Source organism: Paenibacillus sp. 01T443 (assembly GCF_056398325.1).
Genome location: NZ_JBFTPE010000009.1, coordinates 19,939 through 40,882 on the forward strand (window position 1 = coordinate 19,939; position 20,944 = coordinate 40,882).

Consider the following 20,944-nt stretch of genomic DNA (forward strand, 5'->3'; position numbering starts at 1 on the left):
ACTTCTATGAGAGTTCGACATAGTTCAATCCGCCCAGCACCGCTGAATCGCGGTAACGTTCTACCAAGCGATAAACAGGTTCGATCCCGTTCAGAAGAGAAACCACCTTCGCGAACGGCACATCATAAAGTTTTTTTATGGATTGTACATTCCATTTTTGTTATACTACATGCATGGAAAATATAATGGATGTCAAAACACAAGAGCAGCGGCTGACGAAAAAGGGAAAAGAGACACGCGCACGTATCGTCGCAGCCGCGGCCAAATTGATGTTTGATCGCGGAGTTGCCGGTACAAGCGTGGAAGACGTGCAGCGGGAGGCCAAGGTCAGCTCCTCCCAGCTGTACCACTATTTCAAGGAGAAGCGCGATCTCGTATTGGCGGTCATTGTGTATCAGACCGAACAGGTGCTGGATGCTCAGGAGCCTCTGCTGAGCCATTTGGACAGCATGGAGGCGCTTCGAATGTGGCGCGATGCGATTGTGAAGCTTCAAATTGAACGGCAATACCAAGGAGGCTGTTCGATTGGCTCGCTTGCCAGTGCGCTGGCGGATACAGATCCGGCAGCTCGCAGCGAGCTCGCAGCCGGATTTATGCAGTGGGAGCTCGCTATTCGTAGAGGACTTCGCGCCATGTATGACCGGGGAGAGCTGAGAGCCGATGCGGATCCGGATAATCTCGCGCTGGCGCTACTGACTGCGCTTCAGGGAGGCCTTCTTCTTACTCAGGTTCGAAAGGAGACGAGCCCGCTCGAAGCGGTAATGGACACCATGCTCGCGCATATCCGTACGTTCATCGTCTGATGTGCTAACAGGCGAGCGTTCAGAAGAATCCACCGAACGAGCAGCGAAGAACGTTTTTCAGCTGCACACAGCTCACGCGGTCGAGTTCATCGTCAAATATTTGATTGCTTCACCCGTTCGTCTTTCAAGAAAGTGTAAATGACAAAACAGAAGCCAAAATCACTTCACAAACAGAAAACCACGTCCTCTGGACGTGGTTTTCTGTTTTATACAAGGCGATTTAAAGAAAACGGATGAAAACGAATAATATTGCAATAGATAAAGCGTTTTCATGATGATAGTGTTGATCCTGATCATACGGAATGCTGCTTTATGATTTTAGTATAAGAGGAGGTTTTATGAATGCGAGTAAAGTTTCGAAGCGGTTTGTTTGAGAACGATTTCTATCCTAGGGGGACTGTAAGCAGCAGTAAGCACATGACATCAAGGGAGGTGAAAATGATGTTTCTGAAAGGGGTTAATTTTGGTAAAAGGTTTAATAAGCGTTTATTGGCCTTCGTTGTTTCCATCTGTTTGTTGGCAACGATCCTGCCTTTACCGGCGGAAGTATCTGCAGCGGAAACAACAGAGCTATCGATTATTACCGGATATCAGCCCATAATTAATGAGGTAATCGATGAAAGCGGATTCAAACATCCTGGTGTCGGACTAACTAAGGATATTCTTGAAAATTTGAGGACACAGGTACTGGCGCAAAAAGAGCCTTGGTCTACCTATTTTAATCAAATGCTCTTATCTTCGGCCGCTTCAAAGACCGTCACGTCCATCAATCAGAGCGGCGCGGACCCAACAAAACCGGCAAGTGATGCCTTTAACAGCCAGGGCTTTAACTCAAGATTTATAGCCGATGGTTTGAAGGCATATACCCAAGCCCTTTTGTATGTCGTATCCGGTGATGAGGTATATCGGGCGAATGCGATGCGTATTATCCGAATTTGGTCGCAGATGGATCCTGGGAAATACGTGTATTTTAACGATGCACATATTCACACGGGAATTCCGCTCAACCGCATGGTTTCTGCCGCAGAAATCTTGAGGTATACAAGCACGCAAAACGAAGAACTAGAGTGGACGGAGAAAGATGTGACCGATTTTACGAATAATCTAATAAATCCGGTCATTGAAACCTTCCAACACACGAATGATCGATTTATGAACCAACATCTTTATTCGCTGCTGGGAGCCATGTCAGGTTATATATTTACCGGTAACAGGGACCGGTATAATGAGGGAGTCGAGTGGTTTACCGTTAACAAGACCGCCGTCGATCAGGGGCAAAATGGAGCTATTAAGGCATTATTCAGACTGGTAGATACGAATATATTGACAGGGGAAGAGGTTGATCCCCCAGTAGTTCAGCATGTCGAAATGGGTAGGGACCAGGCGCATGGCGCTGGCGACGTAACCAATATGGAAATTTTATCGCGTTTATTGCTAGCCCAGGAAACAAAGGTAGATCCGGTGCTTGGGACGGTTTCTACAGCACCGAATGCTGTTGGCCCCTACGAATTCCTCGATAATCGAATCTTAAAAGCTGCGGACTATTTTGCCCGGTACATGATTGGTCACGATACACCTTGGATACCGGTTGCGGCACATACAGATGTAAATGGAAGTCCAACCATCGTGTATAAACAATTGGCCGGCGGTTATAGAGGAAGAATTGGCGGTAATGTATATGACCTTTACTATTACTATAAATATACGGCAGGATTAAATATGGAGACAGAAGCTCCATACTTTACCGAGATGTTTGCCAAGAGATTGCCTTTCTACTGGGAGTCGCCTGATGGAGGCGGGGATTATTGGCTTTATATCCCTGAAGAAGCGGAGGCCGAGGGTACACAGAATATTCCGAAGGCGATAACAAATCCGGATTTGAGAGAAATAGAGGATCGATACACGAAGCTAGACAGTCATTCGACGACAAAACAAGAGGGAGAGACTACCTTCGCTCAGATTACGGCAACGGAAGAGGGAAGCAGAATTGCATTTGTTGGCGCCGGCAGCGGGGAGAGAACCATTGCATTCAAGATTCGGACTAATGGCGTAGCGAAAATGGAAGTGTTTGGCGATACCGTGACGCTTCCGGATACAAAGGGGCAATGGAGATACATCAGCTATGCGTTCAATAATTTCCAAGGGCTCGGCGATCTCGTTTATTTTAATATAAAAGGAGCCGGCACTACGGTTGATATCGACCACATTCATTTAAAAGCCGGAGTACAGCTGACGCCTCCAGTATTTACAGCAGGCAACGAGCCATTATCTCTATTCACCTATTTGGGGTCTACAAACGCTGTTCATTTCGATTTCTCTGCGACAGACGCTGGCACAACGGATGTAGTTACCTATCAGGCTGATCATTTACCTGCAGGTGCGGAGTTCGATGAGACCACCGGCGCATTATCCTGGTCTCCGACACAAGCGGGAACGTATTCCTTTGTAGTGGGAGCGTCAGACGGCACTTCGGTTACGACCAGGGACGTTACCATTGTAGCGGCAAACGATCGGCAATCTGCAGTTAACGCCGTAATTGCGCCCTATCTTGCAGACACACTTTATATTACGTCAACGCTTGATCATTATCACAATGTTTATGCGGACGTAATGAGTCAAATTTCAAATGCATCTGATGAGGTTTTCTATCAGAAACTATTTGACTTGAATCATGCGGTTCAAAGTCTTCAAGTATTGACGCCTTTAATGGAAGACGGAAGCGTTAATTTTACGAATATGTTTGTTAGTTCAACAATGGGCAATGCCGTTCAGAACTGGTTGGATGGTACGAATGATAGTTTTGTGGGCTTTTTTACAGCGCAAGATCGGACTCATTACATGGATTTAGGGCCCAATTACAAAATTTCAGCAAATGCCTTCGAGCTTCAGGTAAGAGCTAGTTTTCCGGAACGAATTGGCGGCGTTGCTATGTTCGGATCCAATGATAAAGAAAATTGGACAAGGTTAACACCCGGCCTTACAACGGTTACGGAAGATATGCAGAGACTTGAGGTACAAGCCGGGCTCGAAAATGAGCAATACCGATTCTTGAATATGCAAATGATAGAGCCGTCGAGTACCATGCTGGAAGTCGCTGAGTTTAGAATCTTTGGTCAGCGCCATGAGACGGTAAACAAACTGGAGTCCGTTTCCGTCAGCTCGGATCAAAGCCTGAAAAATCGAATTGTTCCAGGGGATACGATCCGTTTGTCCTTCAAGTCTACAGAAATGATCAATTATGTGAATGTAAATATTCAGGGCCAAACGATAGCTGCCAGCACTGTTGACAATATCAACTGGACAGCAACGTTCGTTACGGATCAAAGTACACAACCAGGTACAGTGAAATTCAGGATCAATTACAAAACGGCAGCTGGAATGGATGCAGAGGAAACCATTTTTACAACAGACGGCTCTACATTATTTATTGCAGACCAGACAGCTTATGTTTCTAATGTGCTAGAGATTGCCAATCTTATTGATTCCAGTGGAAGAAATCCGGCCGATCTTTTGGCAACGGCTAATGCATTGTTTGATAAAAATTTAGGTAGCGTTACGGATTTCCGGCTAAATGGCAGCGGATATGGCGCTTACCTTACCTTTGACTTTAAAGAAGGTGGCCAAGCATTGCTTTCGAAAGTGGAAGTGATCGCAAGGCAGGATGGTTATGCCAGCAGAATTAATGGCACAGTGGTGCAAGGCTCCAACGACAACGCGACTTGGACGAACATCTCGGGTGCAGCATGGAATACAACGGAATGGCAGACGCTTTCGATTAACAGCACAGTACCCTACCGTTATATCCGCATAACCAATGGAAACAACTGGTATGGGAATATGGCCGAACTGCGGTTATATGGCTCTGTTGAATCCACGAACAAAATCGAGACGCTTTCGATCAGCTCGGCTCAGAGCCTTAAAAGCAGGATTGTGCCCGGTAACACGGTAAAACTGTCCTTCAAAGCAAAAGAAGCGATCCAAAACGTAAAGGTTAAGATTCAAGGCTTGGATGCAACGGTTAGTTCTGCCGATAACATCAACTGGTCAGCAGAGGCGACCTTGAATCAAGGTACGGCAGCAGGAAACGTGAATTTCGCTGTTGATTACAAGGGGCAAAGCGGAGTGGATGGATACCCGGCGACATCTACGACAGACGGTTCCAAGCTGTACATTGTCGATGAGTCCGATGTGATTCGCAATGTGACAAGCATCGCCAATCTCATTGATTCCACTTCAGGGAGATCTGCAGCAGCAACTTTATCAATCGTGAATAGTCTTTTTGACAGCAATTTAGGTTCGATAACTGATTTCCGTCTGAATGGAACTGGAGCGGGAAGCTATATTACCTTTGACTTTAAGGAAGGCAATCAAGCTGTACTGTCGAGTGTGGAGCTGATTGGAAGACAAGAAAGTAATCTATTCAGCAGAATAAAGAATACCGTACTCCAAGGCTCGAACGATCATACGAACTGGACTGATCTTACAACAGCAGCTATAGCATCAGGAGATTGGCAAAGCTTCACGGTCAGCAGCAAAGTTCCGTACCGTTATATCCGTGTATACAATTGGAGTAATTGGTTTGGAAATATGGCTGAACTGAGATTGCATGGGGTTGTAAAAGCGGCAGACCTGACCCCTCCGGAGACAACGGATGATGCACCGCAGGGATGGGCTGACAAGGATACCAAGGTAACCTTTAATGCCGCCGATGCAGATTCCGGTGTTGCGGCAACCTACTTCACAGTAGACGGGGGGGCGCAGCAAACCGGGAACTCGGTTACTTTGACCAGTGAGGGAGCGCATACGTTAGTATACTGGAGCGTTGACTGGGCAGGCAATGTGGAACAGCCGCATACGGCTGCGGTGATCATTGACAAGATGGTCGCATCTGTAAATCCTGAAGTACCTAACGGAAGTAACGGATGGTATACCGTGCCCGTAACGGTGACGTTGTTGGACTACGGGAATGTGCAGTACAGCGTGGACGGCGGAAGCAGCTGGAGCGTTTACGACGCGCCTGTCACCTTAGGACAGGAAGGGGCGAACCAAATGCTGTATCGTCCTATAACTGTAACGGGTTCTGTTAAACCGAAGTCGGTGGAGGTGAAGATCGATCTGACCGCGCCTCAGGTGGAAATGATCGGAGAAGCGTCGTATACGATTGATCAGACAGTCAACATTACATGCAGCGCAGCCGACACCGTATCCGGCGTCACTTACTCGCCATGCGGCGCACCGCTCGCGGATATCAAGGCGTATACGCTGGAGCCGGGTGTTCACAGCGTTACGGCGGAAGCGGAAGATGCGGCGGGACACCGCGGGTTGGCTGAACATTCGTACAGCGTATATGCGACATTCGACAGCCTGTCTGCGCTGACTGGGACATTCGCGGTAGAAACCGGCGCACTGGATTCAGAAAGCGTAGTAAACTCGCTGAAGCAGCAGCTGGCTAACGCCAAAGCGAAAGCCGAGCAGCGCAAAGGTACGGAAGCCCGTTCACTGCTACAGGCGTATACCTTGGAAGTGAACAAGCAAAGCGGCAAAGTATTCACACCCGAACTAGCCGCGGCACTGACGCGCTGGGCACAGTGGCTGCATGATGTAACTCCGCTTGCAGGCGGAGCACCGGGGAAACCGGTACTGTCCGACAACAATGGACACGACACGGGATTGAAAGACGGCAGCTATAGCGTAACCATGAACCTGTGGTGGGGGAACAACGGTACCAAGTTTAAGCTGTACGAGAACGGCGTGCTGATCAAAACACAGACGCTGACAGACAGCTCGCCGAGTGCGCAGACCGTGCAAACGGATATTGCTGGCAAAGCGAACGGAACATACATGTATACTTGCGAGCTGGCGAACAGCTTCGGCACGACAGCATGCGACCCGCTTGTCGTCACCGTCACCGATGCTGCGCCGGGTAAGGCGGTATTGTCCCAGGACAACTGGGATGGGGATGGGAATTACGGCGTCACGATGAATCTATGGTGGGGAACGAACGGTTCGGAATACCGATTATACGAGAATGGAGTAGTGATCGATACGCAGACGCTGAGCGCAGGGACGCCTGCTGCCCAGAAGGCGGTCACGAATTTTTCTGGCAAGGCGGCGGGTGTATACGAGTATCGTGCCGTATTGGTCAATGCGTCCGGCGAGACGTCCAGCGAGAAGATCACCGTAACCGTTAAGTAAGAAAGTTGACCGGTGCTGCGGGGAGTAAGTAGCTGATCAAGAAGAGTGCCTCTTTCCATTCGGAATGAGGCACTTTTTTGCGTGCGGTGTATATTCATCAGAAAAGGCTATGGAAACAACAGGTTTGCGCCAAAAAATCAAGCGGCACGAGCAGAGGGAACCTCGAAATTAATGAAGTGTTGATGTCTCATTATGTTCGAGAACCAAAAAAACGCCGGAGAATCCCCCGCTGAGCAGGGAATTCTCCGGCGTTCTTTATTGCGGAAATTTATCTTCTTCAAGAAAGGAATCAGTAAGCCCGACTAGGGTTAGTCTTGATGTCAGCGGAGCTTTCCTGGTCCTTCAGCTCTGCAAGCAGCTTATCGCCTTCGACGTCCAGGTTCGGCAGCATGCGGTCTAACCATTTCGGAAGCCACCAAGCTTTATCTCCGAAGACCGCCATGACTGCTGGTACGAGCGCCATGCGGACGATGAAGGCGTCAATAAGGATGCCAATGGCGAGCGCAAAACCGATCTGTTTGATCATGATATCATGAGCAAAAATAAAGCCGGCGAAGACGGACACCATAATCACGGCTGCGGCTACAACAACGCGGCTGGCCTGATTGTATCCGTGAACGACGCTCTCCGTTCCACGATGACCATGGACGTAAGACTCGCGCATGGAGCTGACCAAGAAGACCTGATAATCCATCGCCAGCCCGTAAAGAATGCCGGTAACCATAATCGGCATAAAGCTGAGCAGCGGGCCGCCGGTATCAAAGCCGAAGAGGGAGTGAAGCCATCCCCACTGGTACACGGCCGTAGTAATCCCGAAGGTGGCGAGCACACTGAGAAGAAAGCCGACCGTAGCTTTGAGCGGAACGATGATCGAGCGAAATACGAGCAGCAGAATAATCAGCGAGAGGATAACGATAATGCCGACGTAGAGAGGGAACACCTCTGCCAGTTTCGACGACATATCGATGTTGATCGCGGTGAATCCAGTAACGCCAATTTTAACGTCATGCGACTGCGCCATGCTGGAGTCGTTGGCACGAAGTTCTTGCACCATATCTCTCGTCTCTTTGTCCGTTGGCCCTGTTTTCGGTATGAGGCTAATAATGGCCATATCACCGGTTTTGTTAACGCCCATAGGCGTTACTACTGAAACATTATCATTCTGCTGAAGCTCCTGAACCAGCCCGCCCAGCGTCTCCATCGTTATGGCGTCCGAGGAATCTTGCGGCTGGGCAACTAGGAGCAGCGGACCATTGAAGCCTTCGCCGAAACCGTTTGAAATGGCGTCGTAGCTCTGTCTTGATGGAGTATCCAAGTTCGCCGTTGCACCCGACGGGATGCCCATTTCCATGTTTGCGACCGGGAGCGCTGCTGCGCCAAGTATAACAATGACGCCAACAATAATTAGCCAACGGCCCTTGGAAACGCCCGTTACCCAGCGGTGTGAGAATCCATGAGAAATTTTATTCGTTTGGCTGCTGCTCTTCGTGCGCGCTTTTGCCGAGCAGATGCGTTCACCTAGCAGGCCTAGCAGAGCCGGCAACAGGGTAAGTGCAACCAAAACGTTGACGAGGACGGCCAAAGCGGCAACAAGGGCCATCGCGGACAAAAAGCCAATCCCAATCACAAGCATGCCGCACAAGGCAATGATAACGGTTAAGCCAGCGAAAAACACGGCGCTCCCGGCGGTGCCGACTGCTCTGCTTGCTGCTTCCCGAGCGCTTAGTCCCTGATCGAGAATCATGCGGCGCTGACGGTTCACGATGAACAGCGAGTAGTCGATACCGACAGCAAGCCCGACCATAAGCGCCAGAACAGGCGTGAGATCGGTCATATGGATGAATTTCGAGAAGGCATATGCTCCTCCTACGCTTATCCCTACTCCCATTAGAGCGGTCAGAAGCGGCAAGCCTGCAGCAACAACCGAACCGAGTGTCATGAAGAGAACAACGGCGGCGACGGCAATGCCGATGGCTTCCGTCGAGCCGATTGCAGGCTTAGTGGAAAGCGAGTCGCTTGGCAGTGCAGTAATCCCAGTCTTCTCGACATTCATAACAGCATCGATTACGGAATCGGGGACCGATTCCGGCAGCGACATTTGCTGAACCGTGAATTGGAATTGGAACAGAGCAACGCTGCCATCCGAAGCGATCATGACGCCTGGTACCGGAACACCATCCACCATCATCGGGCCGTAAGGAGGCAATTCGCCTGCTGTTCCTTGAGCGGACCCGGCAGTTGCTTCCCCTTGCGCTGTCTGGCTGCCTTGCGCAGCCGCGTCGGTCATCGATGCTCCGGCTTGTGCAGCCAGTTCGATCGGATTAATAACATACTCAAGTTTGTATACCTCGTTAACGGCTTCGCTGATAGAGCTCAAGCGCTCCGGCGTATCCAAACGCTCGCCCTTTGGGGCCGTAAACACGATGCTTGCTTGTCCGCCTGAAGCTTCAGGCAGCTCTGCTGACAATTGGTCTAGCACTTTCTGCGATTCCGTGCCCTCAATTTTCATATCGGAACTGACATGTATTCCGTTGACTCCGAGCAGGGCGAGCACAACTCCGAGAATCGCGATCCAACTGACAATGAAATACCATGGCCTGGTATAGGCTGACTTGCCTAATCTGTACAGGAAAGTTGACATAGGTTAATGCTTCTCCTTTGCATGTAGAAATAAAGTAAGGTAATGAACTAGAATCCGTTACGCAAGTAACCGAACATGGTGTCTAAATAGTGATCGAGCGTAATAGCCTCCGGGGTTTCGGCGGCTGATTGACCTGGAAGCATCACGTTCAGGCTGCCGTCAAGCAATGGCAGCACGGCTCCGTAAACAGCACCGACGAGAAGGTGGATGTAGCCCTCGGGATAACGTCCATGGGATAACCCGCTCAATGTCTCCTGAGCGGATATTTGCAAACGGCGCAGTCCGCTGAGGATGTATGGCTCAAGTGACGGGTACTGCTTCGAGAGTGATACAAGCTGTTGTAATTTCACGAAATGCTCTGCTGTCAGCTGCATCTTCATCAGATGGTACAGGATCTCAAGCGGGGAAATGTCCTCGTTTAAGCGTGCAATCCAATCCTCAATTTCATCGGCGCCTTTGAAGATAAGAGCCGCCGACGCTACCGCTTCCTCCTTGCAGGAGTAGTGGTTCGCGAACGTTCTTCTGGAGTAACCGGCGTACTGCACAACATCCTCGACGACGAAGCCGTCCATTCCCTTTTCCAGAGCTAGAGCGAACGCTGCCTCGGCAAGCGCATTCGCGGTTGCTTCCCTTTTGATATCGCGTAGGCTTTGTTTGTTCATCATATAACGCTTAAGCGTTCACCTCTTTTCTGATAGACTGGCAGCTTTTTCAAATATAAATCCATATCTATATTATTGCCCAATGGGCAATGATGCACAATGAGCAAGTTGTTACGGATTTGTGGCGTTGAGGGGCAAAGTTAGACAAAGAGTGAAAAAAAGTCGGGATAGTACTATCAAGTAGTCGTAATTATGTTAGCTAACTAACAAGTATTGTGATAAAATGAGGAAAAAGCTGAATTTTGATAGGTAAAAGGGGGGCAAAGATGGACGTTGACCGATCGGTTGCGCTGGAGCTCAGAACGTTAAGAAATTTGTTGAAAAGACAGGTTGACGGGTTTATTAATCAAAAATACGCAGATCAGTTGACAGGCATGCACGGATGGGCGTTGAAATACTTTGTTGATAACCGAGACAAAGAGATTTTTCAACGCGATTTCGAAAACGAGTTCTCGATTCGTCGTTCGACGGCGAGTAAAATTTTACAGTTGATGGAGAAAAACAATCTCATTACGAGACAAGCGGTTCCCTACGATGCGCGATTAAAGAGGATTATGCTTACGCCTAAGGCCATCGAGTTCCATGAAACCATTATAGGGAAATACGTTGAATTGGAGCGTGAATTGAAGAAGGGCTTGTCGCGAGAGGAGCTGGATACGTTTTTCGCTGTCTTGGATAAAATCAAAAACAATTTGGAGTAGCAGTCGTCAGTATTGTCGGGACGGCTTTAATTAAAGTAATATTGTTAGTAAGCTTACAGTTCCATTGCTAACTACAGGGAGAAGGAGCGTTGGGTAGATGCTTAAGATTCTAAAGTATTTTAATCCGAAAAATGTTTGGTTTATTCTCATTAGCACCGCGTTTATTGTGTTCCAGGTGTGGCTCGATCTGAAGCTTCCCGATTATTTGGCCGAAATTACGAAGCTGGTGCAGACAGAAGGCAACTCCTTAAGTGAGGTGTGGGAGCCGGGCGCCTATATGCTGCTGTGTGCGATCGGGAGCTTACTTGCTTCCTTCATCGTCGTCTATCTCGTCGCACAGAGCGCTGCGTCGCTCGCCAAGAGGCTTAGGAGCCTGCTCTTCGATAAGGTCGAATCGTTTTCGATGGCCGAGATGAACCAATTCTCTACGGCGAGCCTAATTACACGCTCCACGAACGATATTACGCAAGTGCAAACGATCGTGGCCATGGGGCTGCAGGTCATGATCAAGGCGCCGATTCTAGCCGTTTGGGCGATTGTGAAAATCTCCAGCAAGAGCTGGCAATGGACGCTTTCGTCCGGCATTTCGGTTGCGCTGCTTCTGTTCATGATCGCGATCATCATCTTTTTCGCCATGCCGAAGTTCAGAGCGATTCAAGGATTAACGGATCAATTGAACCGGGTAACGAGGGAAGGGTTGACCGGACTGCGAGTCATTCGTGCCTATAACGCGGGACCGAGCCATGAAGCGAAGTTCGATCATGCGAATCGGGAATTAACCGATGCGAATCTGTTCACCAGCCGATTAATGGCGTTAATGATGCCTGTAATGAGTCTCATCATGAGTGGATTAAGCTTGGCAATCTATTGGATCGGCGGCTATCTGATCGCTGGGGCGGATGCGCCGGCAAGGCTTGGCTTGTTCAGCGATATGGTCATCTTCTCTTCTTATGCGATGCAGATCGTCATGGCCTTCATAATGCTTTCGATGGTCTTCTTCATGCTGCCAAGGGCATCAGTCTCCGCCAAGCGCGTTATGGAAGTGTTAAATAGTGAACCAAGCATCAGGGATGGCAGTATGAAATCGCCAATTGGCGCGAAGGTCGGAGAGATTGAATTCCGGAATGTCAGCTTCAAGTATGCGGATTCGGATGAATATGTACTTAGGGACATCAGCTTCGTTGCGCGCAGGGGCGAGACGGTTGCGTTCATCGGCTCGACGGGCAGCGGCAAGAGTACGCTGCTGAACTTAATTCCGAGATTTTATGACGTGTCGGACGGAGAGGTGCTCGTCCATGGGTTGAACGTGAAAGAGTACGCGCTGCGGGATCTGCATAACAAGCTCGGCTACGTTCCTCAGAAAACCGTATTGTTCAGTGGAACCGTGACGACCAACGTAGCCTATGGCGATAACGGGCGAGCAGCAGGCTCGGCCGACGATGTGAAGAAAGCGGTAGCGATCGCCAAGGGTGAGGAGTTCGTTGAGAAGCTGGAAGGCGGGTATGAGGGGAGCATCTCGCAAGGAGGCTCGAACTTGTCCGGTGGACAGAAGCAGCGGTTATCCATCGCCCGGGCTGTATTCCGTAAGCCTGACATTTACATTTTCGACGATTCCTTCTCTGCGCTTGATTACAAGACAGACCGTCAATTGCGCTCCATGCTGAAGCAAGAAACGGCTGGCGCTACCAGCCTGATTGTGGGGCAGCGAATCGGAACGATCAAGGAAGCCGATCTCATACTCGTTCTCGACGAAGGCAAGATCGTAGGAAGAGGCACGCATCAAGAGCTGCTTCAGACCTGCGAGGTATATCGTCAGATCGCGAACTCTCAGTTATCGAAGGAGGAGCTTGAAATTGGCTAATCAACAGGTCGCAACCAAGCAAAACATCGATTTCAAAGGTACAATGGGCAAGCTAGTCGCGTATTGCAGGCCATACGTTCCTCTTATTGTCGTGGCTCTGCTGTTGTCCGTCGTGGGCACTATCTTTACGATCATCGGTCCAAGTAAGCTGGAAGACATGACGAATCACATTACCGAGGGTTTCATGGGCGAAATCGACATGGACGCGATTAGCCGTATTGGTATTCTGCTTGCCGTCCTGTACGGATTAAGCGTCATCTTCTCGTTTTTCCAAGGCTACATTATGGCTACGGTAACGCAAAAGGTAACGAGAAGCTTGCGTACGCGCATATCGCAGAAGATCAATAAGCTTCCGCTGAAGTATTTCGACTCCACAAGTAACGGCGACGTGCTTAGCCGCGTCACGAACGACATTGATACGATCGGACAAACGATGAATCAGAGCGTCGGGATGCTTGTGACGTCCGTCACGATGCTGGTCGGCTCCTTGGTTATGATGTTCTATACGAACGTTTGGATGACGTTGACAGCTATCATTTCGACTTTTCTAGGTTTTGCATTTATGACCCTGATGATCAAGAAATCGCAAACACATTTCGTCCACCAGCAGGCGAACCTAGGTGCGATGAATGGCCATGTCGAGGAAATATACTCGGGCTACGATGTCGTTAAAGTCTATAATGGAGAGCGGAAGGCGAAGGAAACCTTTAACGAAATTAACGATAAATTATATGAAAGCTCATGGAAGTCGCAATTTTTATCCGGGTTGACGATGCCGCTCATGATGTTTGTCGGAAACTTCGGCTACGTGGCGGTCTGTATTGTCGGCGGAGCATTAGCGATGAACAATCATATTTCGTTTGGTGTCATCGTCGCTTTCATGCTCTATGTCCGGCTGTTCACGCAGCCCCTTGGGCAAATTGCGCAGGCCGCGACAAGTCTGCAATCGACTGCAGCCGCAGCCGCACGCGTTTTCGAATTTTTGGAAGAGAAAGAGCTCGAGGACGAGAACCATAAATCGAAGGTGCTTAAGGATGTTAAGGGGCAGGTGGAGTTCCGGAACGTTACCTTCGGGTATGATCCGAATAAGCTCATCATTAACGATTTCTCAGCCCGTGCTTTACCCGGCCAGAAGATCGCCATCGTTGGACCGACGGGTGCGGGGAAGACGACGATCGTCAATTTGTTGATGCGATTCTATGAGCTGAACGGCGGAGAGATTGTCATCGATGGCGTTCCGATTCAGGAGCTCCAAAGGGAAAATGTGCATGAACAGTTCTGTATGGTGCTTCAAGATACGTGGCTATTCGAGGGCACGATCAAAGAAAATATCGTCTTCAACAAGCAAGGTGTTACCGATCGCGAAGTGAAGGACGTCTGCAAGGCCGTCGGCATTGACCATTTTATCCGAACCTTGACGTATGGCTACGACACGGTATTGAACGAGCAAGTGAACCTTTCCGCAGGACAAAAGCAGCTCATTACGATTGCAAGAGCGCTCATTGCGAACGCCCCGCTGCTCATCCTCGACGAGGCGACGAGCTCAGTCGATACGAGAACGGAGCTTCTCATTCAGGAAGCGATGGACCGACTGATGGCGGGACGAACTTCTTTCGTTATCGCACACCGGCTGTCCACGATTAAGAATGCCGACATGATCCTCGTCATGAAGGACGGCGATATCATCGAGAGCGGAAATCACCGAGAGCTGCTTGCTGCGAACGGCTTCTATGCCGATTTGTACAACAGCCAGTTCGAGACTGCGGAAGCGGTCGTATAATAAAGACGTATGCTCAAAAAAATGAAAGAGAAGGCAGCCGGCTACTAATATGCTCCCCTTACGGTAGACAGGTGAAATAATAAAACCTGCTTCTGTAAGGGGAGCTTTTTTATGTTTAAAGAAAATACGGTGCACAGAAGCATAATTGTCATTGCAGCTTAAACGCCTATAATGGGAGAGCAATTACTATGACAAAGAGTCGCTCTATGACAAATTGTACCGCAATATTTTTTGCCACATAGATCCATGGCGGAAGAAGCTTTATATCTGCAATAATATACTATAGGCATTTAAATTTTAGATGTAGGATATGAGAAGAACTTAAAAGGAGTTTTCTCATGGATGTTACATCTTTTTTGCTTTACTGTATGATTGCTACCTTTACACCAGGACCTACTAATATCGTTATATTGTCCACTGTGCATAATTTTGGGGCAAAAAAGGCAATGATGTATACGTATGGAGCAACGATTGGTTTTGCTTTATTGCTTGTTATTTCTGCTATGTTGAATACGATGCTTATAATGGTCATCCCGAAAATATTAATTGTGATGCAGATAATCGGGAGCATTTATATGCTCTATCTCGCTTATCGAATTCATAAAAAGGATACATCAAACAGAGCTGTAAACCAATCGGCTACCTTGATGTCAGGCTTCCTTATGCAGTTTTTAAATCCAAAGGTAATACTTTTTACAATGACTGTAATTCCAAGTTTTATTATGCCTTACTATAGCGCAATCCCAGCGGTGACGATAAGTATTATAGTGATAACTCTGATTGGATTTTCAGCATTCACTACGTGGGTTCTTTTCGGTACAATCTTCAAGGAGTTTTTACAGAAGTATAAAAAGACTGTTAATGTAATGATGGCCTTATCTTTAGCTTATGCTGCAATCATGATATGGAATTAGGTAAGCTTATTAAGAGGTGAATGGAATGAACAAGTTTATCTATAAAAAATCCGCTGGTATTACTGCGTTGTCTGCAAGTATGACTGATTTTACGTATAAAAAGCACTCACATCAGGAGTACGCGATAGGTGTAACATTGCGTGGTATTCAACAGTATAATTTGGATGGCAGTTTACAATTATCCTATCCAAATGGCGTTATGCTTTTTAATCCAGAACAGGCACATGACGGAATGGCGCATGATGAAACAGGCCTTGACTATATTATGCTATATATTGAGCCACAATTGCTTTTAGAGGTTATTGAGAAAAAGGATTTTGTACGTTTTTCAACCCCTATTGTGTATGATTATGGGCTTGAACAAAAGATTTTAAGCCTTTCTCATGCAATATTAAGCGAAAAAGATGAGGCTTTGTGCAGCGAATTACTTTTATCCCTCACGGATAGCCTTATTCAAACTAATCTTTCCACTGACGATAAGAAATGTAACGCTCTAATTGGAAAAGCAAAGGATATGCTTAATTCCAACTTAGAAAAAGTACTTAAACTTGACGAGATCAGTAAAGAGCTTGCTTTATCGAAATTCCAGTTTATCCGATTATTCAAGGCTCATACTGGAATTTCACCATACCAATATTTTCTTAACTGCAAGATAGAGCGTGCAAAGCAGTTAATCGAAAAGAATGGAGATATTTATTCAGCAGTAGCTGAATGTGGTTTTGTTGATTTAACCCATCTAAACAAACATTTTAAAAGCGTATATGGAACAACAGCATTTGAATATATATCACATATGAGCGTATGAAGCTACTGAATAGCTGAAGAGAGGCCGCCGATTATATCGGCGGCCTCTCTTCTTGTTGTTGGAAAGCGATGATTTCACTCTTATAATTTGGAGTCTTTCGCTAGCGATTCAATGCTCCAGCTCTTTGCTTGTTGAAGGAGACCAAAACGGCAAATAGCAGCAGGATGACTCCTGTAAACGTAAATCCTTCAATTATGGTGAACGGCAGCCAGCCTAACACGGAAGAGCCGGCAACAACACCGAGAGAGAAGAAGGCATAGAAGTAACCATAAGCTTTCCCGCGCAGCTCTGCTGGCGTGGCGTTAATGAGCATCGTATTAATAGATGGAAACAAGAAGGCAAAGCCTACTCCATAAAGGCCTAACACGGAGTAGAGTGCGAATGTATTCGTTGATTGGCTAATAAGCAGCTGACTTAATCCCATTAAACCGATTCCTATGGCCATCGTTTTTGATGAGGCAACACGATCGAAGATACGATTCGTAGGAAGCGCAAATATTAGGACGGCAATGATCCCAAAAGTGCTCATTAAGGTGCCGCTTAATTTCGAATCATAGCCAAGCGTTTGAATATGCAAGGGTAACAAATAAGCGATAACGCCTTGTGAGAACATTAAGAAAAAGGCGCCGCCGTAAGCCTTTATAACGCCTGCATTGAAAATCGAGCCCGATGACGGAACGATAGTCTCGTTTTTCTCTTTCTTCGATATTTTGTACTTGCTGAGAAAAATGGCGGACAGGATGGCAAGTGTAAAACCCATAATAGATACCCACGTAAAAACAAAAGGCACGGAGGTTTTACTCGCCATAATGCCGCTGAAAGCAGGACCTATAATAGCGGCTAGTCCAACAAATGTACCGGTGAAGGCAACTTTTTTCCCCTGCTGATCATTTATCGTCGTATTCGCAGAGAATGTAAACGCAGCTGGAACAATTAATCCGGCGACAAAACCATGTATGATCCGAACGATAATCAAGAATGAGGGTTGATCAACAAAATGATAAAGCAGCAGAGCGCTGCTTGATAACAGCAATCCGACCATTAATATTTTGAAAGGCCCGACCTTATCGGTCATAATACCGGATAAAATATTGCCAAGCGTATTGGCTAACGAATATAGCCCGATAACAAAACCTACAATAAACGAGCTAGCACCGACGGATGTCGCAAATGTGCTCATAACCGGCAGCTGTGAGAATAAATCAAAAAAAGAAAAAAACACGATACTATAAACGAGCAGGGCATAGTTAAAAGGCTTCACACTGTATTTGACCTGCGCCTTCTTTAACTGCCAGTCCAGCAAGAAGTTCCCTAATGGTACAAACGCTGCGATTAATGCGGCAGCAGCCCAAAGAGGGCTCCATTTCACTCGAATTGCCGCATAAAGGATGGCTAGTGCATATAAACTGAAAATCCCGCCGTGAATACTGCCTACAATCGTGACTGCTACGTCTATCCCCCAAATATATTTCAAAGGCATAGCGATGCTTAGTAATACTAGTAATGAAATACCATCAAAAAGTCCTGCTATACGTAAAATGTAGATTGGATGTGATCGCACTTATGCTGCTCCTAATTTAAATTTTAAACGGATTACTCTATCTCTATTCTAACATTTTATTAGGCAAGTAAAATAGGAGGGTTAAGGCAAGTGTATGAATAAAAAAATCACTTAACGCCAATGAAAAAGGGCTGGCAAAGACGCCATTTTACCGCGTCTTAGCCAGCTCTTTTTTTATTTTCCGCCATCGAAATCTAAAAACACAAGTTTAGAATAAAAAAGTACACAGTTTTAGCCGCTTACTTAAAAAAACAAAAAAATTTAAAGGGAAACCGAAAGAGCCTCCGTATATCGACTTCATGAAAGCGGTTTATAATTGCCATACACCAGAGATGGTGATAACGAAAGGGGATGAAAGAAGAAATGAAAAGGTACAGAAAACTAGGAGCGACTGTCGCTCTATCACTCATGATGATTTTTAGCGCTGCTTGCGGGAGTAATGCAAATAACGGTAATACGGGTGGGGAGAACGCGGGTACGAATGCAGAGGCTGGAGCTGCTGCTAACGATAATGCCGTAAAAGCAAGCGGGGACAAAAAAATCACACTTGGTTTCTCGCAAGTAGGTGCTGAAAGCGGTTGGCGCTCAGCAAACACCAAATCGATTCAAGAGTCTGCAGGTGAAGTGGGCTACGATCTAAAATTCTCCGATGCGCAGCAAAAACAGGAAAACCAAATTAAAGCCATTCGTTCGTTTATTCAACAAAAAGTTGATGTAATCGGCTTCTCACCCGTTGTTGAATCGGGCTGGGACACGGTTCTTAAAGAAGCAAAAGACGCGGGCATCCCGGTCGTCCTGACCGATCGCGCCGTTGATTCGCAGGATAAATCGCTTTATGTTACCTTTATTGGCTCTGATTTCGTGGAAGAAGGCCGTAAAGCTGGTCAATGGTTGGTTGATCAGTACAAGGATGCACAGGAACCGGTCAATATCGTAGAACTTCAAGGTACGACAGGATCCGCGCCTGCGAATGATCGTAAAGCGGGTTTCGAGGAATTGATTAAGTCAAATCCTAATTTAAAGGTTATCGCATCGCAAACGGGTGATTTCACTCGTGCTAAAGGAAAGGAAGTTATGCAAGCCTTTTTGAAAGCCCATAAAGATATCGATGTTCTATATGCGCACAATGACGACATGGCACTTGGAGCTATTCAGGCAATCGAAGCTGCCGGTCTTAAGCCAGGCGTAGATATTAAGATTATTTCTGTAGATGCGGTTAAGGACGGCATGCAGGCTGCAAGCGAAGGGAAAATCAATTTTATCGTTGAGTGTAATCCGCTGCTTGGGCCTCAATTGATGGAAGCCGTACAAAATATTATGGACGGTAAAGAGATTCCGGCTCGCATTGTGACGGTAGAATCGACATTCACGTCCGAGCAAGCGAAAGAGGCTTTGCCGACACGGGCTTATTAATTCAAACTTATTTTAAATCAAGCGAGAAAGTCACTCGATCCAGCCGAATGCTGCCTCCAGAGTGGCTTTCTCATTTGAAAAGGAGAGATATCCAGTGAGTGAGCTTCAACCTGTTCTGCAAATGACGGGCATTCATAAAGGGTTTCCAGGCGTTCGTGCATTATCAAACGTGAATTTCCGTTTATTCCCGGGCGAGGTTCACGCTTTGATGGGGGAGAACGGAGCAGGTAAATCAACGCTGATTAAGGTACTGACGGGCGTTTATTCCATCGATAAGGGAACGGTTCTTTTGAACAATAAGCAAATTTCGGTTCAAAACCCGCATGAATCACAAGAGGCCGGAATCAGCACCGTATACCAGGAAGTTAATTTATGCACGAATCTTACGGTGGCGGAAAACATCTTTATTGGAAGGGAGCCAAGAAGATTCGGCCGTATTCTTTGGAAGGAAATGAACCGAAGGGCAGAAGAGCTTCTGCGCGATCGTCTTCATTTGCAAATCGATGTGACGCAGCCTCTACATGCTTATTCGGTTGCTATTCAGCAGTTAATAGCCATTGCGCGGGCGCTCAACATATCGGCTAAGGTGCTCATTCTCGACGAGCCAACCTCAAGCTTGGACAGCAATGAAGTAAAGCAATTGTTCACCATCATGAGAAAGCTGAAAAGCGAAGGTCTAGCCATCCTTTTCGTCACGCACTTTCTAGATCAGGTATACGAAATTTCAGATCGGATAACGATCCTTCGTAACGGCGAATTCATTGGAGAGTATCCGGCAAATAAACTGGCTCGAATCGAACTCGTTTCAAAGATGATTGGCAAAGAACTTAATTTGCTCGAGGACCTTCCAAAATTATCTAATGAGGTAGAGTCCCATAGGAATGAATTAGTAGTAGAAGCATCTGGGGCAGGGAGAAAGGGAGCGATAGAGCCCTTTGATTTGAAGCTCCATAAAGGAGAAGTAGTTGGACTCGCGGGTTTGCTAGGGTCAGGGCGTACGGAAGCCGCGCGTTTATTTTTCGGAGCTGACAGACCCGACGTGGGATCAGTCGTTGTTTCGGGGACGAAGCAAGTGGTTCATTCCCCTAGGAAAGCAATCGAACAAGGAATAGCATTTTGTTCGGAAAACCGCAAGACCGAGGGCATAATCGATGATTTAACGATTAGAGAGAACATTATTTTGGCTCTCCAAGCGACTCGCGGCTGGCATAAGCCAATTTCCCGCAAGCGACAGGATGAAATCGCCAACGAATATATTAAACTTTTGAATATTAATCCTCCTAATCCGGAGCATCTCATTAAAAACCTAAGCGGTGGCAATCAACAAAAGGTGCTGCTGGCAAGATGGCTGCTGACGGATCCTAAACTGCTGATATTGGACGAACCGACAAGAGGAATCGACGTAGGCGCTAAGGCAGAAATTCAGAAGCTTGTGCTATCGCTCGCAAAGAAGGGAATGTCGGTTCTCTTTATTTCCTCTGAACTGGAGGAAGTGCTGCGGGTTAGCAATCGCATAGCCGTACTGCGGGACAGACGCAAGGTAAAGGAAATCACAGACGAAAAATTCAGTCAGCAAGAAATTATGCAGACCATCGCAGGAGGATAAAC

12 protein-coding genes are annotated in these 20,944 nt (G+C 47.2%); 9 read left to right on the plus strand and 3 right to left on the minus strand.

All coding sequences use genetic code 11. From position 1 onward, the window contains the following. Positions 1-185 precede the first annotated feature (185 nt). The gene (locus AC1DLI_RS18490; RefSeq protein WP_477605129.1) at positions 186-803 is read left to right on the plus strand and encodes a TetR/AcrR family transcriptional regulator; all 618 of its coding nucleotides are present in this window, start codon (positions 186-188) and stop codon (positions 801-803) included. Positions 804-1,145: 342 nt separating this feature from the next. Beyond that, complete coding sequence (locus AC1DLI_RS18495) at positions 1,146-6,998, plus strand: OmpL47-type beta-barrel domain-containing protein (protein WP_477605131.1); 5,853 nt, start codon at positions 1,146-1,148, stop codon at positions 6,996-6,998. Between the two features lie 289 nt (positions 6,999-7,287). On the opposite strand, the gene AC1DLI_RS18500 is transcribed toward AC1DLI_RS18495, so the two are convergent. Then, positions 7,288-9,639, minus strand: coding sequence for an MMPL family transporter (locus AC1DLI_RS18500; RefSeq protein ID WP_477605133.1), 2,352 nt, complete (start codon positions 9,637-9,639; stop codon positions 7,288-7,290). Between the two features lie 47 nt (positions 9,640-9,686). After that, a complete protein-coding gene (locus tag AC1DLI_RS18505; RefSeq protein WP_477605135.1) occupies positions 9,687-10,301 on the minus strand; it encodes a TetR/AcrR family transcriptional regulator in 615 nt (204 codons plus the stop codon). Between the two features lie 266 nt (positions 10,302-10,567). Here AC1DLI_RS18505 and AC1DLI_RS18510 point away from each other — a divergent pair, with 266 nt between their 5' ends. From AC1DLI_RS18510 to AC1DLI_RS18530, 5 genes are all read left to right on the plus strand, one after another. Beyond that, positions 10,568-11,002, plus strand: a complete 435-nt coding sequence (locus tag AC1DLI_RS18510) for a MarR family winged helix-turn-helix transcriptional regulator (protein WP_477605137.1) — start codon at positions 10,568-10,570, stop codon at positions 11,000-11,002. A 97-nt stretch (positions 11,003-11,099) separates the two neighbouring features. Then, positions 11,100-12,863, plus strand: coding sequence for an ABC transporter ATP-binding protein (locus tag AC1DLI_RS18515; RefSeq protein ID WP_477605139.1), 1,764 nt, complete (start codon positions 11,100-11,102; stop codon positions 12,861-12,863). A gap of 43 nt (positions 12,864-12,906) precedes the next feature. After that, complete coding sequence (locus AC1DLI_RS18520; protein WP_477605505.1) at positions 12,907-14,643, plus strand: ABC transporter ATP-binding protein; 1,737 nt, start codon at positions 12,907-12,909, stop codon at positions 14,641-14,643. A gap of 338 nt (positions 14,644-14,981) precedes the next feature. Continuing rightward, positions 14,982-15,557: a LysE family translocator gene (locus AC1DLI_RS18525; RefSeq protein ID WP_477605141.1), complete on the plus strand. Its 576-nt coding sequence runs from the start codon at positions 14,982-14,984 to the stop codon at positions 15,555-15,557. Between the two features lie 25 nt (positions 15,558-15,582). Then, positions 15,583-16,362, plus strand: coding sequence for an AraC family transcriptional regulator (locus tag AC1DLI_RS18530; protein ID WP_477605142.1), 780 nt, complete (start codon positions 15,583-15,585; stop codon positions 16,360-16,362). Positions 16,363-16,462: 100 nt separating this feature from the next. Here AC1DLI_RS18530 and AC1DLI_RS18535 read toward each other — a convergent pair whose 3' ends face one another. Further along, on the minus strand, positions 16,463-17,923 hold the full coding sequence (locus tag AC1DLI_RS18535; protein WP_477605144.1) for an MFS transporter: 1,461 nt from the start codon (positions 17,921-17,923) through the stop codon (positions 16,463-16,465). A gap of 363 nt (positions 17,924-18,286) precedes the next feature. Here AC1DLI_RS18535 and AC1DLI_RS18540 point away from each other — a divergent pair, with 363 nt between their 5' ends. Then, positions 18,287-19,336 carry an ABC transporter substrate-binding protein gene (locus tag AC1DLI_RS18540; RefSeq protein ID WP_477605146.1) on the plus strand — a complete coding sequence of 350 codons (1,050 nt, stop codon included), beginning with the start codon at positions 18,287-18,289 and terminating at the stop codon, positions 19,334-19,336. Positions 19,337-19,430: 94 nt separating this feature from the next. After that, the gene (locus tag AC1DLI_RS18545) at positions 19,431-20,942 is read left to right on the plus strand and encodes a sugar ABC transporter ATP-binding protein (RefSeq protein ID WP_477605148.1); all 1,512 of its coding nucleotides are present in this window, start codon (positions 19,431-19,433) and stop codon (positions 20,940-20,942) included. Positions 20,943-20,944 lie beyond the last annotated feature (2 nt).

Coding starts and splice junctions, on each gene's coding strand:
- AC1DLI_RS18490 (WP_477605129.1), top strand. CDS start 186: ATGGATGTCAAAACACAAGAGCAGCGGCTGACGAAAAAGGGAAAAGAG.
- AC1DLI_RS18495 (WP_477605131.1), top strand. CDS start 1,146: ATGCGAGTAAAGTTTCGAAGCGGTTTGTTTGAGAACGATTTCTATCCT.
- AC1DLI_RS18500 (WP_477605133.1), bottom strand. CDS start 9,639: ATGTCAACTTTCCTGTACAGATTAGGCAAGTCAGCCTATACCAGGCCA.
- AC1DLI_RS18505 (WP_477605135.1), bottom strand. CDS start 10,301: ATGAACAAACAAAGCCTACGCGATATCAAAAGGGAAGCAACCGCGAAT.
- AC1DLI_RS18510 (WP_477605137.1), top strand. CDS start 10,568: ATGGACGTTGACCGATCGGTTGCGCTGGAGCTCAGAACGTTAAGAAAT.
- AC1DLI_RS18515 (WP_477605139.1), top strand. CDS start 11,100: ATGCTTAAGATTCTAAAGTATTTTAATCCGAAAAATGTTTGGTTTATT.
- AC1DLI_RS18520 (WP_477605505.1), top strand. CDS start 12,907: ATGGGCAAGCTAGTCGCGTATTGCAGGCCATACGTTCCTCTTATTGTC.
- AC1DLI_RS18525 (WP_477605141.1), top strand. CDS start 14,982: ATGGATGTTACATCTTTTTTGCTTTACTGTATGATTGCTACCTTTACA.
- AC1DLI_RS18530 (WP_477605142.1), top strand. CDS start 15,583: ATGAACAAGTTTATCTATAAAAAATCCGCTGGTATTACTGCGTTGTCT.
- AC1DLI_RS18540 (WP_477605146.1), top strand. CDS start 18,287: ATGAAAAGGTACAGAAAACTAGGAGCGACTGTCGCTCTATCACTCATG.